Annotated in this window: 9 protein-coding genes; all 9 read right to left on the minus strand. The window is 38.2% G+C overall.

Annotated elements, in window-relative coordinates:
* Nucleotides 1-31: 31 nt before the first annotated feature.
* On the minus strand, nt 32-1,288 hold the full coding sequence (gene ectB, locus HWQ43_RS12780) for a diaminobutyrate--2-oxoglutarate transaminase (RefSeq protein ID WP_292733816.1): 1,257 nt from the start codon (nt 1,286-1,288) through the stop codon (nt 32-34).
* Nucleotides 1,289-1,503: 215 nt separating this feature from the next.
* On the minus strand, nt 1,504-2,904 hold the full coding sequence (locus HWQ43_RS12785; RefSeq protein WP_292733818.1) for a condensation domain-containing protein: 1,401 nt from the start codon (nt 2,902-2,904) through the stop codon (nt 1,504-1,506).
* Nucleotides 2,901-7,649: a non-ribosomal peptide synthetase gene (locus HWQ43_RS12790; RefSeq protein WP_292733821.1), complete on the minus strand. Its 4,749-nt coding sequence runs from the start codon at nt 7,647-7,649 to the stop codon at nt 2,901-2,903. The genes HWQ43_RS12785 and HWQ43_RS12790 overlap by 4 nt, the downstream gene beginning before the upstream one ends.
* 39 nt (nt 7,650-7,688) lie before the next feature.
* The gene (locus HWQ43_RS12795) at nt 7,689-8,759 is read right to left on the minus strand and encodes an HAD family hydrolase (RefSeq protein WP_292733824.1); all 1,071 of its coding nucleotides are present in this window, start codon (nt 8,757-8,759) and stop codon (nt 7,689-7,691) included.
* A 139-nt stretch (nt 8,760-8,898) separates the two neighbouring features.
* The gene (locus tag HWQ43_RS12800) at nt 8,899-9,855 is read right to left on the minus strand and encodes a cupin-like domain-containing protein (RefSeq protein ID WP_292733827.1); all 957 of its coding nucleotides are present in this window, start codon (nt 9,853-9,855) and stop codon (nt 8,899-8,901) included.
* Between the two features lie 69 nt (nt 9,856-9,924).
* On the minus strand, nt 9,925-11,106 hold the full coding sequence (locus HWQ43_RS12805; protein ID WP_292733830.1) for an acyl-CoA dehydrogenase family protein: 1,182 nt from the start codon (nt 11,104-11,106) through the stop codon (nt 9,925-9,927).
* Nucleotides 11,107-11,146: 40 nt separating this feature from the next.
* Nucleotides 11,147-11,395: an acyl carrier protein gene (locus HWQ43_RS12810; RefSeq protein WP_292733833.1), complete on the minus strand. Its 249-nt coding sequence runs from the start codon at nt 11,393-11,395 to the stop codon at nt 11,147-11,149.
* A 19-nt stretch (nt 11,396-11,414) separates the two neighbouring features.
* Complete coding sequence (locus tag HWQ43_RS12815; protein WP_292733836.1) at nt 11,415-12,269, minus strand: 3-hydroxyacyl-CoA dehydrogenase NAD-binding domain-containing protein; 855 nt, start codon at nt 12,267-12,269, stop codon at nt 11,415-11,417.
* A gap of 52 nt (nt 12,270-12,321) precedes the next feature.
* Nucleotides 12,322-13,728: an acyltransferase domain-containing protein gene (locus tag HWQ43_RS12820; RefSeq protein WP_292733839.1), complete on the minus strand. Its 1,407-nt coding sequence runs from the start codon at nt 13,726-13,728 to the stop codon at nt 12,322-12,324.
* Between the last annotated feature and the right edge of the window lie 69 nt (nt 13,729-13,797).

Below are 13,797 nucleotides of genomic sequence, written 5' to 3' on the forward strand. Positions count from 1 at the left end.
CTTTCTGAGTTATGAATATTAGTATGCCAATTTAATTTGACATGCAGTCATTAAAAGCTTCTTTGATAATTAAACAACCTTTTTCTAAGGTAGACATATCAATTACCAAAGGTGGCAAAATTTTAATTACAGTATCATTTCTACCTGCGCATTCAACTATTAATCCTAGCTCAAAACAACGTAATGTTATACTTTTAGCAAAAATATTGCCGCCAAAATTTTTTAAATCAATACCCCAAATCATACCAATTCCACGTATTGCTATCTTTTCACTAATTGGTGCTATTTGTTGAGTAAGAAAATTTTTCAAAAAAAGTTCTTTGGCTTTGACATCCTGTTGGAGATTGCTACTTTCTCTATACTCTAGAGCTGCTGTTGCTCCTATAAATGCCAATTGATTACCCCGAAAAGTACCATTATGCTCACCCGGTTCCCATATATCCAATTCTGGTTTAATCAATAACAGTGACATTGGAAACCCGTACCCACTAATAGATTTAGAAAGTACTACCATATCAGGAACAATATCTGCTCTTTCAAAGGAAAAGAAAGAGCCTGTTCGACCACAGCCGACCTGAATATCATCGCAGATTAATAAAATATCATTCTCGTCACATAACCTTCTTAGTCTTTGCATCCACTCAATGGGAGCTACAACAACCCCACCTTCAGCTTGCACTGTTTCAAAGATTATTGCTGCTGGTTTTTCAATTCCGGAGTTGACATCATTTAAAACAGAATTTATATATTCTATTGTGTCAAAACTTTCCATGAATCCATAAGGATAAGGCATAAAATTTACATTACTTGATGTACCAATTGCGCCTGCTCTAATTCCGATGTTGCCACTAATCGATAGGCTGCCTAAAGTCATTCCATGATATGCTCCCATGAAGGAGAATATGCCTGTTCTTCGTTTTACTTTTCTCGCTAATTTTAAAGCAGCTTCAACTGCGTTTGTTCCTGTTGGCCCACAAAATTGAATGCGATAATCTAGTTTTGTTGAACTTAGTACCACCTCATCAAACTTGGCTAAAAATTTCTCCTTAGCCGAAGTATACATATCCAAACCATGTGTTATTCCATCGGCATCTAAATATGAGATCACCTTTTCTTTGATATAGTCGTGATTATGTCCATAATTTAAAGCACCTGCTCCTGCTAAAAAATCAATATATTCTTCACCTGATTCAGAATAAATTATAGAACCTTTAGCTCTATGAAAGATGGCAGTAAAATTGCGGCAATAGCTTCTGACGTTTGATTCACGCTTTTCAAATATATTCATGAGTTTTCTATTTGAATTACAAAATACATTAATTAATCTGGTATTGCTGAATTTGGGGTTTTCCTTTAAAAGACTCTTCGGGTTTATAGGAGCGATCGCTAAAAGCCAAAAACCCCTTCGTCTTCTCTAATTACAAATAAATCAAGATCAAAATCCTGGAAATGAAATTTGGTATTTTTTTGTTAACTTTGATTTGTTAAGCTTTATCTAGCCATTTAATTGGTGGAAACAAAATCAAAATCCAATGACATTTCTGTTTCTAACATTGATAATTTAATATGGGGCTTTTGCTCGGTAAGCAACAATAAATCCTGAAGACGTACTTGAGGATTCGTCACTACGCCTTCGAGCAATATTTTTAAATGCTCTAATATATTAATGATTGTTGCACCATCAAAGCGGCGAAAATCATAATTAATTCCAATCGTCAGTTCTGAACCAGGATACCCAACTATAGTTAGAGGATAGTTAGTTTTGTAATATTCAGTTTTCTCAGAGATGTTTAGACTCCCCCATTCTTCCAGAAATTTACCTGTTTTTTGGTTCTCGAACACCACTATGCTCTCAAACAAGGTTACATTACCCAGAACTTCGCTGCACTTTTGAATATCTACCAATGGATAATATTCATATTCACGAATATCTATTAACTGATTTTGCAATTGCTGAAGCCAAGGTAATAAATACTCATGCATATTTACCTTGATGTTTACTGGTAAGGTATTAACCATTTCCCCTACCATTGACTCCGAACCCTCTAAATCTACTGGACGGCCAGAAGTAGTACAGCCATAGACTACATCATTTTTGCCACTGTAGTGATACAGAAGTATAGCCCAAGCTCCCTGAACGAGGGTACTCATAGTGAGGTGATGCTGTCTTGCTAATAAATATAGATTCTTTGTCGTTGCTTCCGATAGACTGATTTTTATATCCTCGTACCGTTGTTCTAAATGAGACAAGTTGTTTGACTCTAAATTCCTTAGAGGAGTAGCCTCTTTGACTCCATGAAGATGCTGTCGCCAGAACTCCTCTGCTTTTGATGAATCCTGCTGTTTGAGCCATTTGATATAATCTTGAAAGCAACTGCCATCTGCTAAGGATGCATCTTCACCCTGACAATAAGCTTCATAAATTTCAATCACATCATTTAATACCAATGGATATGACCAACCATCAAGAACGATCAGGCTGCTACTCCAAACAAGATAGTAAGCGTGTTCTTGAATCTGGATGATGGCCACACGCATTAGAGGTGCTTGGGAAAAATCAAAACGCCGCAGGCGATCGCTGTTGAGAAAAGACTGTAAACGCTCTTGCTGTTCTAATGGATTGATTTCCTGCCAGTCTTGATATTCTACAGGTACTTTTACTTGCCGATGCACAACTTGTAGTGGTTTATCCAATTCTTCCCAATAGAAGCTAGTACGCAACATTGTGTGTCGGGTTGCTACTTGCTGCCAAGCATATTCAAAAGCCGCAAGGTTCAAATTGCCACTAAAGGTGTAGACAGACTGTGCATGGTATAGCTCCATTTCCGGAGCGTGCAAACTGTGAAAAAGCATACCATGCTGTATCGGAGATAGTGGATATATATCTTGGATATCTTCTTTCATCTTATTTTATTTTTACTCCCTCGGTTGATTTTCTCTAAAAACCGATCAAGGTCTTGTTGAATCAAGTCTGCTTCTGGAAAATCAGAAGGTGTATATCCTCTGTCTTCAGGGGATTGACAATGAGTCATGAGTACTTGCAATGCTTCTAAAAACTCTTGCGCTAATCGTTCGATAGTACTTCGTCGATGTATTTTTTCGCTGTACGACCAATTCACTCTCAACTGGTTATCAATTACCAAAGCATTGATATTTAGCGTATAGGTCTCCTGGTTCCCCGAACTGCGCGTTTGTCCTTGGGAGTTCTGAGAGATTCTAAATATTGATGAGTCTGAAAATGTTTGATCGAACTGACCTAAGTAATTGAAGACGACCTCAGCTTGGGGAAGCGATCGCAGTGCCTCTACTCTTGTAGTATCATGACTTAGGTAACGTAGTACACCATAGCCCATTCCCTTATTTGGAATGCCCCGCAGCTGCTCTTTTACCACTTTCAAGGACTCTACGGGATCAGACGTTTTTCCTAAATCTAATAGTACAGGAAAAATAGAGGTTAACCACCCCAATGTGCGTGAAAAATCTACATCATCAAAAATTTCTTCCCGCCCATGACCTTCCAGAGCCAACAACAGAGAACTATTGCCAGTCCATTGAGAAAAAGCTTGTACTAGTGCCGTGAGCAAAATATCGTTAATTTGCGTATTGTAAGCTTTTGGTACTTCTTTTAGCAAGGCTTGAGTCTGTTCCACAGTCAGAAAAATTGAGATGTTCCGAACTTGCTCCACAGTATTGTCGCCGTCAGAAAAATCGACTGGTAAAGGAGCAATCTCCTGCCAAGACGGACTCAGCCAATAGTCCCATTCTTGCTGGAGGATAGCTGATTGTGCATATTCCTGTAAGCATTGCGACCAATATTTAAACGAGGTTGTCTTTGCTGGCAGTTGCGCTTTCTTGCCTTGACTTAACTGTTGGTATACTGTTTCTAAATCCTCCAGTAAAATCCGCCAAGAAACCCCATCTACGGCTAAATGGTGAATGACTATCAGCAAATGGCTTGGTTGCTGCCCTAAGTCGAACAGAGCAACTCGGATCAATGGGCCTGTTGAGAGATTAAGACTGGCTTGTAATTTGGTAGCAGCTGTTTCGATGGCTAGTTCTTGTTCGCTTGCTGATAGGGCAGAGAAATCCAAGTGTATCCAGGGTACTTCTGCATCAGGGCTGGCTATAACCTGCTGCCAGCTAGACTCTGTTTGTTCAAAGCGTAAGCGGAGAGCATCATGGTGTAACAGCAGTTGCTGTACGGATTTTTCTAATACAGCTAGGTCAAGAACTTGTTTAACTTCTAGTAAGACTGCTTGGTTCCAGTGGTGGGGTTCGAGTAGATTCTGTTCAAAAAACCAGTATTGTATTGGTGTCAGAGAAGCTAAACCTGTAATCAATCCTTGTTCAGCTTGTTTTACCTTTTTCGCAACTGCGACACTTGCCAAACCAGCAACTGTTTGATGTTGAAATAACTGTTTAACTGCCAGTTTTAGACCAGCCTGGTTGGCTCTGGTAATAACTACAATGGCAAGGATGGAATCACCACCTAACTCAAAAAAGTTATCGAAAATACCCACTTTATCCACACCAAGCACTTCTGCCCAAATTTCAGCCAGCTTGTCTTCTACGAAATTACGAGGTGCTACTAGCTCTTTGCCTAATTCAGGTCTTGCTGTATCAGGTACAGGTAGTGCCTTACGATCAACCTTGCCATTAGGTGTTAATGGTAACGCTTCTAGGCTGACAAAAGCAGATGGTACCATGTAGGGTGGCAACTTTGACTCTAAGAAGCTACGTAGTTCAGGAATTACCAGTGTTTGCTCTTTTTGAGGAACTACATAGGCGACTAAACGTTTAGAATTTACCGATTCTTCGCTGACTACAACTACAGTTTCTTTTACTGCTGGATATTGGTTGATGGCTACTTCAATTTCGCCGAGTTCAATGCGAAAACCGCGTATTTTTACTTGGTGATCGATACGTCCAAGGTACTCGATATTACCATCTGCTAAATAACGAGCCAGATCCCCGCTCTTGTATAGGCGTGCGCCCGGCTTGTTGCTGAAAGGATCGGAAACAAACTTAGCTAAAGTCAGATCAATATTATTGATATAGCCTCGTCCGACTCCTTCACCACCAACATATAGTTCGCCGACCATACCCACCGGCAAAGGCTTGAGCTTTTCATCTAATATGTATACTTTGGCATTATGGATCGGCTTCCCAATCGGTACTAATTTTTCTAGCCATTGTTCTGGTTGAGCAACCCGATAAGCGGCACAGATATCTGTACACTCGGTCGGGCCGTAAGTGTTGACAATTTGTGTTTTGCAGGGAATAGAGTCGAGCCATACCTTGAGCCTAGAGATTGAAATCGGTTCACCACCCAAAAATACATACTTCAACGTCTTCTTCATACACAAGCTTTTATCACCTTGATCTATCAATGGATAAAAGGCGCTCGGAGTGCAGTTGAGCCACGTCACTTGTTTGTTACAAACGGACTCAGCAATTTGTGCAGCGTCATAGCATCCAGATGATAAAAGGTGCAACTCACCTCCCACGAGTAAAGGAGCATAAATATTCTTCTGCGTCAAATCAAAACTCAAAGAAGATATCAGTAAAACACGGTCATTGCAGGTAAAATCGAATTCCGTCACAAACCAATTCATCAGGTTTGCAAAGCTTCGCTGATAGACTCCTGCACCCTTGGGTTTACCTGTTGACCCAGAGGTGTAGATCACATACATTAAATTGTCTGGTGTGACACCACTGACTTGATTTTCTCGGCTTTGTTGGGCAATGGTTTCGCAATCTGCGTCGAAACAAATCACATCCCCTTTGTACTTCGATAACCGCTCTGCTAGCCGTTTATGAGTCAACAAAACGAATATGTCGGCATTCTCTAGCATGAAGGCCAAACGTTCCGGTGGGTACATCGGATCTAGCGGTACATAAGCACCACCCGCTTTGAGGATTGCTAATAGTCCGATGACCATATCGAGCGATCGCTCTACACAAATCCCCACCAGCACCTCTGGCTTTACTCCTAAAGCTTGCAAATAATGGGCTAGTTGATTTGCTCTGGTGTTGAGTTCACAGTAGGTCAACTGTTGATCTTCAAATACTACTGCTATAGAATCAGGTGTGCGTTCTACTTGCGCTTCAAATAACTGATGGATGCATAGCTGTTGAGAATACTCAACTTCTGTATTATTCCACTCCCGCAGCAATTGATGCCGTTCAGAATCAATTAACAGTGGTAACTCCGACAAATGTTGCTGTGGATTAGCAACAACTCCTTCAAGCAAGGTTTGCAAATGACCTGCCATTCGGTGTATCGTCTTTTCTTCAAATAAATCAGTATTGTATTCTAAGCTTCCAACTAGTCCCTCCTCTGTTTCTGTCATTTGTAGGGTTAAATCAAACTTGGCACTATCACTATTGCTTTCTAAGGGAGTTAAAGTCAAACCAGGCAACTCTAACGCAGACATCGGTGCATTCTGAAGCACAAACATCACTTGAAATAATGGTGTATAGCTTAAGTCTCGCTGTGGTTGCAGTTGCTCAACTAACAACTCAAAAGGCAAATCCTGATGTGCATAAGCTCCTAACGCTACTTCCCGCACCCTTTTTAGTAGCTCTTCAAAGCTGGGATTTTCTGCCAGGTTAGTTCTCAATGCCAAGGTGTTGACAAAAAATCCAATTAACCCTTCTATCTCTGTTCGGTTGCGGTTAGCGATCGGTGAACCGATCACAATATCTTCCTTACCCGTATAACGCCATAGCAGTGTTTGGAAACCTGCTAACAGAGTCATAAATAAAGTACTTCCCTGTTGCTGACTTAATTTATTTAGGGATGCGGATAATTCTTTTGATAACTTAAATGAGTAGGTTGCACCCCGGAAAGTCTGAATTGCTGGTCTTGGGTGGTCTGTAGGTAACTCTAATACTTTTGGTGCGTTCTCTAAGTGCTTAAGCCAATAAGATATCTGAGTTTCGAGTACTTCTCCTTGCAGCCATTGTCTTTGCCAAACCGCGAAGTCTACATACTGTATTGGTAGTGCAGGTAACGGCGAGGGTTGTCCATTACAGAAGGCTTGATAAAGTGTTGCTAATTCGCGCACCATAACACCTATCGACCAACCGTCAGAGACAATGTGGTGCATTGTCAGTAATAATATATGTTCTTGTTTACTAAGTCTCAACAGCTTTGCTCTCAGTAACAAGTCGCTGTTGAGATCAAAAGGTTTTTGTGCTTCTTGAGAAGCCTGTCGTTTGACTTCAGCTTCTTGTTGATTTAAAGGTAGCTCACTAATATCAAATATTGGTAATATTAAGGGCACTGTTTCAGAAATGACAGATATTGCTTGCCCTTCTCTTGTTTGGAAATTGCTTCGCAACGCTTCATGGCGACTGATAATTTCGTTGAAACTTTGTTGCAATGCTCCTAGATCCAATTGTCCCTGTAAACGAACAGCACCAGGGATGTTGTAGAAAGGACTGTTTGGCTCTAACTGGGCCAAAAACCATAAGCGTTGTTGAGCAAAGGATAGGGGAGCAGGACTTATTTGGGAACGTCTTGGAATAACTTCTAATTGAAAGTCAGAGTGAATTTCACCTTGTAACCGCTTTTTGAGAAACTCTTGCTGCACGAGTGAAAGCTTTGACCGTCGTTTTGAAATTTCATCTTTTTTTTTGTCCATAATCTCCCCCTGTCAAACTACGAGAAATAGCAATGTTTTTTAATTTATAACTTTGACATTCACATATTCAGGGATAGGCTGTATTCGCCTTAAATCATTTTCTAAAATCAGCAAATCTCCATTTTTATCAACTTCCTGAAAGCCTGAAAACTTATAAGATATGTACATCATACGATTCCGATTATTTGAAATAAACTCAGCCCGCAAACGGACATTATTGCTTTTAGCCAATTTCATAATATGATTTAGCATAATTGTGCCGACACCTCTAGACATGACCCGACAAGACATAAGCAAAAGTTTTAGAGTCCACACAACTTCTTCACATTCCACAAGAGCTAACCCAATTTTTCCATAATTACCATATTTATCTTCTAAACTACTAATCAATATTTTATGCTTATCAGATTGCCGAAACTGATTTAGATCGTCATAGGAGTATGTATAACCAGTTGTATTTAATTGATTTGTTCTTATTGTTAATTCTTCGGCTCTTTGTAAATCATCTTCTTGAGCAGAAGAGATAACGAAAGTCATATTGAGTGTAGCTAAAAACTCTTCTTGAGTTCCAATAAATTCTTTCTCGAAACTATTTCGTTCTATATCATTAAGATACGTTTGCCTTCTTAATTTTGAATCTTCTGTAATAAAACGAGGATTCATGACTGGCATATCTATAATGTACCCTATTTCATCAGCATTAATACAGAGGATTTCTGGACAGGAAAATTTTACTTCTTCTAGTTCAAATAATTGATCATCAATAAAAGCAATCGCATCTATCCCAATATTAAGTAAGCTAGCAATTTCTTTGAGAGAAGATGCTTTAGAGTTCCAGTTTATTTGTGGATATAAAAAATACTCTTTTAAACCAAATTCTTCTAGTTTGGCTCTTGCTGTAGTAGATTCGTTCTTACTAGCTATAGATTGTAGTATACCACGACCATCTAAAGTCTGAATAATATTTACTATATTTTCTCGCAGAGCAACTTTCTCATCTTCCAGCAAAACTCCGTGCCATAAAGTATTATCTAAATCCCAAACGACACATTTAATAACTTTTTTATCTTTTTCTTTACTATTTACATCTTGTTCTTCAGTGATAATCATAATATTAAACTCTCTCTGTTCAGTGTACTTATACTTTGAGGGTCAGCTATCAGCTATGGGTTCTTGGCTAATAGCTCGTAGCTAAATCAAAGGCTCAGTTTATTTCCGTGCGAAATGTATCTCAATATTTATTTTTTTGCTATTTAAGTTTTTCGTCTCTAGCGCTCTCTGTGAAACTACCCGGTAAGATAAAAGATTTGATCATAGCTATAGAAGACTGTAGAGCGTCTGGAGAGGAGATTGCATGAAATAGATAATGAGGTGCGATGTTAAACAAAACTGATGACATATTTTTTTGCTTGAAATAATCTTGAATTGTAATATCGTAAAAAAATGACAATGATATATTTTCATCTATTGCTGTTACATGATGCCACCAATAAGGTGGTATGTAGAGCATTTCTCCTGGTTGAATTACAATTTCTATTCTTTCCTGCCAAGGAAACTTCGGAAATAATTCCAAATTGGTGAGATTCGGATCTACCTTACTATAAGCTGCTAAACCACGACTATCCTCAAGAGGTGGATAAAATGACAAATAATCTAAAGGAGGATATAAAAGTATCTTTTTTCTACCTCGAATTTGAACAAAAATATTATGAACTCCGTCAAAATGAAGGGCACTAGCTGAAGAAAAATTTTTACTTGAGAAACCATGCCAGTAGTTAACTAATGGCTTCCTGTTTAAGTATTTTGGATAAATTACGTCTCCAATAATTTCAGGGAAAGAATCTTCAAAAAAAGCACTAGGTAAATAACACCCTACTAAATCAGAATCATTCTTATTTTCATTAACTCTCTCTTGTATCTCTTTTATATACTCATTGTATTTAATTATTTTTCGATCTTCAACATAAGCACCAACATAAGAAAATATTTTATAATCATCAAAAAAATCTTTTTTAAAGTTTTGTATCTCAACCAGATTATTTCCGCAATGTTTTATCAAATAATCATTAGACCACTTACTACAAGCATCCCAATATTCAGCAACACCTTCAATCAGAAAAGGCTGATATTGTTTCCAAAGTTCTACAAATTCTTCTTGATTAGGATTTTTAATCCTCAAAATTGAGTTGCTAGTTTTAACTTTCATAAACAATCCTCAACAATTTACTTGTCTTGTTTCGTGAAGTCTAATTGTTTTTATTTAATGATAAAAATATTATTTGAAAACAATATTTTTTTCTAATTTAGTAGAAACAGTTGACAAAAGATAATCTTGATAACCTGATTCCGCGATAGTAATTTCTTGAATTTGAGTACTACCTTCAATAATTTCCATGATTTTAGAATCTCGTAAATACCTTTCAACTGGGTACTCACTACTACAACCATTGCCTCCATGAATTTGCACTGCATCATTTGCTATTTTGGTAGCTACTGTGGATGCAAAGTACTTCGCAATAGCAGTCTCCATAATCGAGTTGGGGTCGTTAATATCTTTGAGATAACCAGCTTGATAACATAAAAGTCTTGCTGCTTTTACTTTAGTTATCATCTGAGTAATCATTTGACGGATTAATTGATGTTCTTTCAGATAAACACCAAACTGTTTTCGTTCATTTGTATACTTGATACAAGCTTCTAAACAAGCTTGAGCAATACCTACACAACCCGATGCTACGCTATATCTACCATAATCAAGCGCAGAAGATGCAATGTAGGAAAATCCAAATCCTAATTTACCTACTAAATTTTCTAAAGAAACGTGACAGTTATTAAACAGTAATTCTGCTGACATTGAAGCCCTAACACCTAAAATACCAGACATTGCTTTGACTGAAAGTCCTGGGCTATTTTTTTCAACTAAAAAAGCAGTGGGTTTACCCTCACATTTACCAAAGACCAAAAATACATCTGCTATTTGTCCATAGGTAATCCATTTCTTTTGCCCATTTAATATATAAGCATCACCTACAAGTGTTGCTGTTGTTTCTACACTTTTGGCATCGCTACCTACATTAGGTTCGCTTAGTGCAAAAGCAGCTATGATTTCTCCAGATGCAAATTTGGGCAGCCAATACTCTTTTTGAGACTTATTACCCCATTTACACAAAGCATAAGCAACCATGTTGTGAACTGTGAGCAAACTCCGCACAGAAGAACATCCCCGTCCAAGTTCCTCGTTGAGAATACCATAAGTAATCATGTCCATTCCTTTACCACCATATTCCTGGGGTAATATGGCACCGAGAAAACCATGTTCGGCGATTTTCTTAATTAGTTCTGGTGGAGTAAATTCTTTTCTATCCCATTCCCCAGCACTAGGACATATTTCCTCATTAACAAAAGCTCTAAATTTAGCTTGAGCATTTTCCTGTTGGGTAGATAGTTCTAGTTTCATAATATCATTTATGCCATATAAAATGGCAACCTATATTTGATTAATGTACGAGAGTAGTAGTTTTACGTTCAATTAAATTGACGATAGAGTTGATTGTGCGAAAATTTTCCAACTCTAAATCATCGTTTTCAATGGTAATCTGAAATTCCTGCTCTACAAACAAAACAAGTTGCATGGCAAACATAGAATTGACAAAACCGAGCGCAAAAATATCTTCATCTGGTTGCAAATCATGATTACCGAAAAATTTTGCCAGAAAGCTTTTGATTTTAGCTTGAATTTCGTTCATTTTTCTTGATTATTCCTATTTACTGATATGCGTAAAATCCTTTACCACTTTTTCTACCATGTAACCCGGCATTTACCATTTTTTTGAGTAAGGGGCATGGTCTATACTTGCTATCGTTAAAGCTTTCATATAAGACTTCGATAGAAAATAAAATGGTGTCTAGACCAATCAAATCTGCTGTTTCTAAAGGCCCCATTTTGTGACCAAAACAGCTTTTAAAGATTTTGTCTATATCTTCTGCTGTAGAAACTTGGTCTTGCAATAGAAAAATAGCCTCGTTAATAGTTAACATCAACACCCGGTTAGAAACAAAACCCGGTGAATCATTAACAATGATACATTCTTTACCCATCTGATCTAGCATTTTTTTTGCTATCTCAATTGTTATATCAGAGGTATGATATCCACGAATCATCTCTACCATCGGCTTCATTGGTACAGGATTCATAAAGTGGATACCAACAACTTTATCAGCACGCTTAGTAGCTGAAGCAATCTGGGTAATGGGAATTGCTGATGTGTTAGCAGCGAAGACGCAATTTGCTGGACAGATAGAATCTAGTAAAGGATATACCTCTTTTTTAATATCCCACTTTTCTGTGACATTTTCGACTACAAAATCTGAATTCTCTAACATTTTATAGTTTGTAGAAAACTCTATTTTGTCGAGGATACTATCTGGAGTCTCTGTTTTGTCACTTTTTTTGAAAAAACCCTGAAAGCGGATATTATTCCTGATTTCGTGTTTAGCTTTATCCAGGGTATTTTCCGAAATATCTACGAGTATTACTTGATGACCTGTTTGAGCAAGGTTTTGTGCGACCCCTATTCCCATTACCCCTGCACCAACAACACCTACTGTTTGAATATTCATAACTTTGACTCATCTCCCTTTGGATATTATTGTATTTAAGGTAGTTTTTGCATTAAAAAAGAGAGGCGGGTAAAGGAATGGAATGACGATGCTCATGAACATAAAATTTCGCCCAATCTATTTGCACTCCTGTTAACCAAAGCCTACCTAATGTTTTAAGTAAGAATGCTAAGTCTGGTTTATTATCGTAAGAATATCTAAGAGAGGGTAAGATAATTTGACTAACTGCTGGATTATTTTCTATACATTGCAGAGCAAAGCTACCTAGAGTCTGTCCAGGGCCTACTTCCAACAAAATAGGATATTGTTGTTTCCACAACTCCTGCATACCCTGAGCAAACAACACAGGTTGACAAAGATGCTTAACCCAATAATCGGGACTTGTAGCTTCTGCTGCTGTTATCCAAGTTCCTGTAACGTTAGATATATAGGGAATTTTTGCTGCTTGCAGGTTAAATGTTTTTACCAACTCACGTAAGTCAGAGATAGCACCCTCCATCATCTGAGAGTGAAAAGCATGAGACGTATCCAGACGACGACAAGCTAAACCTTTTTGTGTTAACTGTTGTTCTAAAATTTCTATAGCATTGGTTTCACCTGCGATTACACCCATAGATGGGCCATTGACCGCAGAAAGTGAGAGTTTATCATTGAGTAAGGGAGATATCTCTGTTTGCGAAAGTGGAACTGCAAGCATTGCTCCACCTGGCAACTTTTGAATTATCTGCGCTCTTGCAGCAATTAGTGTTAAACCCTCTTCTAAAGATAAAACCCCTGCCAAAGTCGCTGCTACATATTCACCAATGCTATAGCCAATCATTGCCGCCGGACGAATTCCCCAGGACATCAATAGCTCTGCTAAGGCATATTCAATTACAAAAATCGCTGGTTGAGCGAGGTGAGTTTGATTGAGTAAAGATTTAGCAGCTACCATCTTTGCATCCGCTTGTGTCTGGCTGCGACCTAACATTTTTCGCAAGTCCAGACCTGGAGAATTTTCTCTCAAAGACTGCTGGTCTTGTTGAGAAGCTCTGTGTGGATAGATTACATCTTTTAAATCTTGACCAAGAAGGGGTTTGAGAAATTCACAACAGTAGTCAACTGATGCGCGAAATACGGGTTCGACTTGGTAAAGTTCCCAAGCCATGTTGACGTAATGAGTACCAAGTCCAGGAAACATAAAGGCTACAGGACGTTCTTCTGTTTCTTGGATGTTGGTAAGCACTCGCCTTGAATCTTGAAGTGCAACTAGAGCATCTTCAATATCCCGACAAACAACCGTCCGCCGATGCTTAAAAATCTCTTGTTCGCGTTGCAATGTATGAGCAATATCCGCAAGGTTAAAGTCACGATGCTGTCTCAAGTAATCTGCAAGGTTTACAGTAGCAGTTTTTAGTTCTGAGTCGGTCTTTGCAGAAATTACTAATAACTGCCAAGGACGAGAAGGGCTAGTAAGCATTGTTTACAAACTCCAAAATAGCTACTTAACATTAGTGAGAGTTATTTTTTGATGTTTTCATCGATTCAT

The organism is Nostoc sp. JL31 (assembly GCF_017114965.1).
In the GTDB taxonomy this organism is placed as follows: Bacteria; Cyanobacteriota; Cyanobacteriia; order Cyanobacteriales; family Nostocaceae; genus Nostoc; species Nostoc punctiforme_A.

Bases quoted from the DNA above. Each gene is read 5' to 3' on its own strand.
- ectB (WP_292733816.1), bottom strand. From the start codon at position 1,288: ATGAATATATTTGAAAAGCGTGAATCAAACGTCAGAAGCTATTGCCGC.
- HWQ43_RS12785 (WP_292733818.1), bottom strand. From the start codon at position 2,904: ATGAAAGAAGATATCCAAGATATATATCCACTATCTCCGATACAGCAT.
- HWQ43_RS12790 (WP_292733821.1), bottom strand. From the start codon at position 7,649: ATGGACAAAAAAAAAGATGAAATTTCAAAACGACGGTCAAAGCTTTCA.
- HWQ43_RS12795 (WP_292733824.1), bottom strand. From the start codon at position 8,759: ATGATTATCACTGAAGAACAAGATGTAAATAGTAAAGAAAAAGATAAA.
- HWQ43_RS12800 (WP_292733827.1), bottom strand. From the start codon at position 9,855: ATGAAAGTTAAAACTAGCAACTCAATTTTGAGGATTAAAAATCCTAAT.
- HWQ43_RS12805 (WP_292733830.1), bottom strand. From the start codon at position 11,106: ATGAAACTAGAACTATCTACCCAACAGGAAAATGCTCAAGCTAAATTT.
- HWQ43_RS12810 (WP_292733833.1), bottom strand. From the start codon at position 11,395: ATGAACGAAATTCAAGCTAAAATCAAAAGCTTTCTGGCAAAATTTTTC.
- HWQ43_RS12815 (WP_292733836.1), bottom strand. From the start codon at position 12,269: ATGAATATTCAAACAGTAGGTGTTGTTGGTGCAGGGGTAATGGGAATA.
- HWQ43_RS12820 (WP_292733839.1), bottom strand. From the start codon at position 13,728: ATGCTTACTAGCCCTTCTCGTCCTTGGCAGTTATTAGTAATTTCTGCA.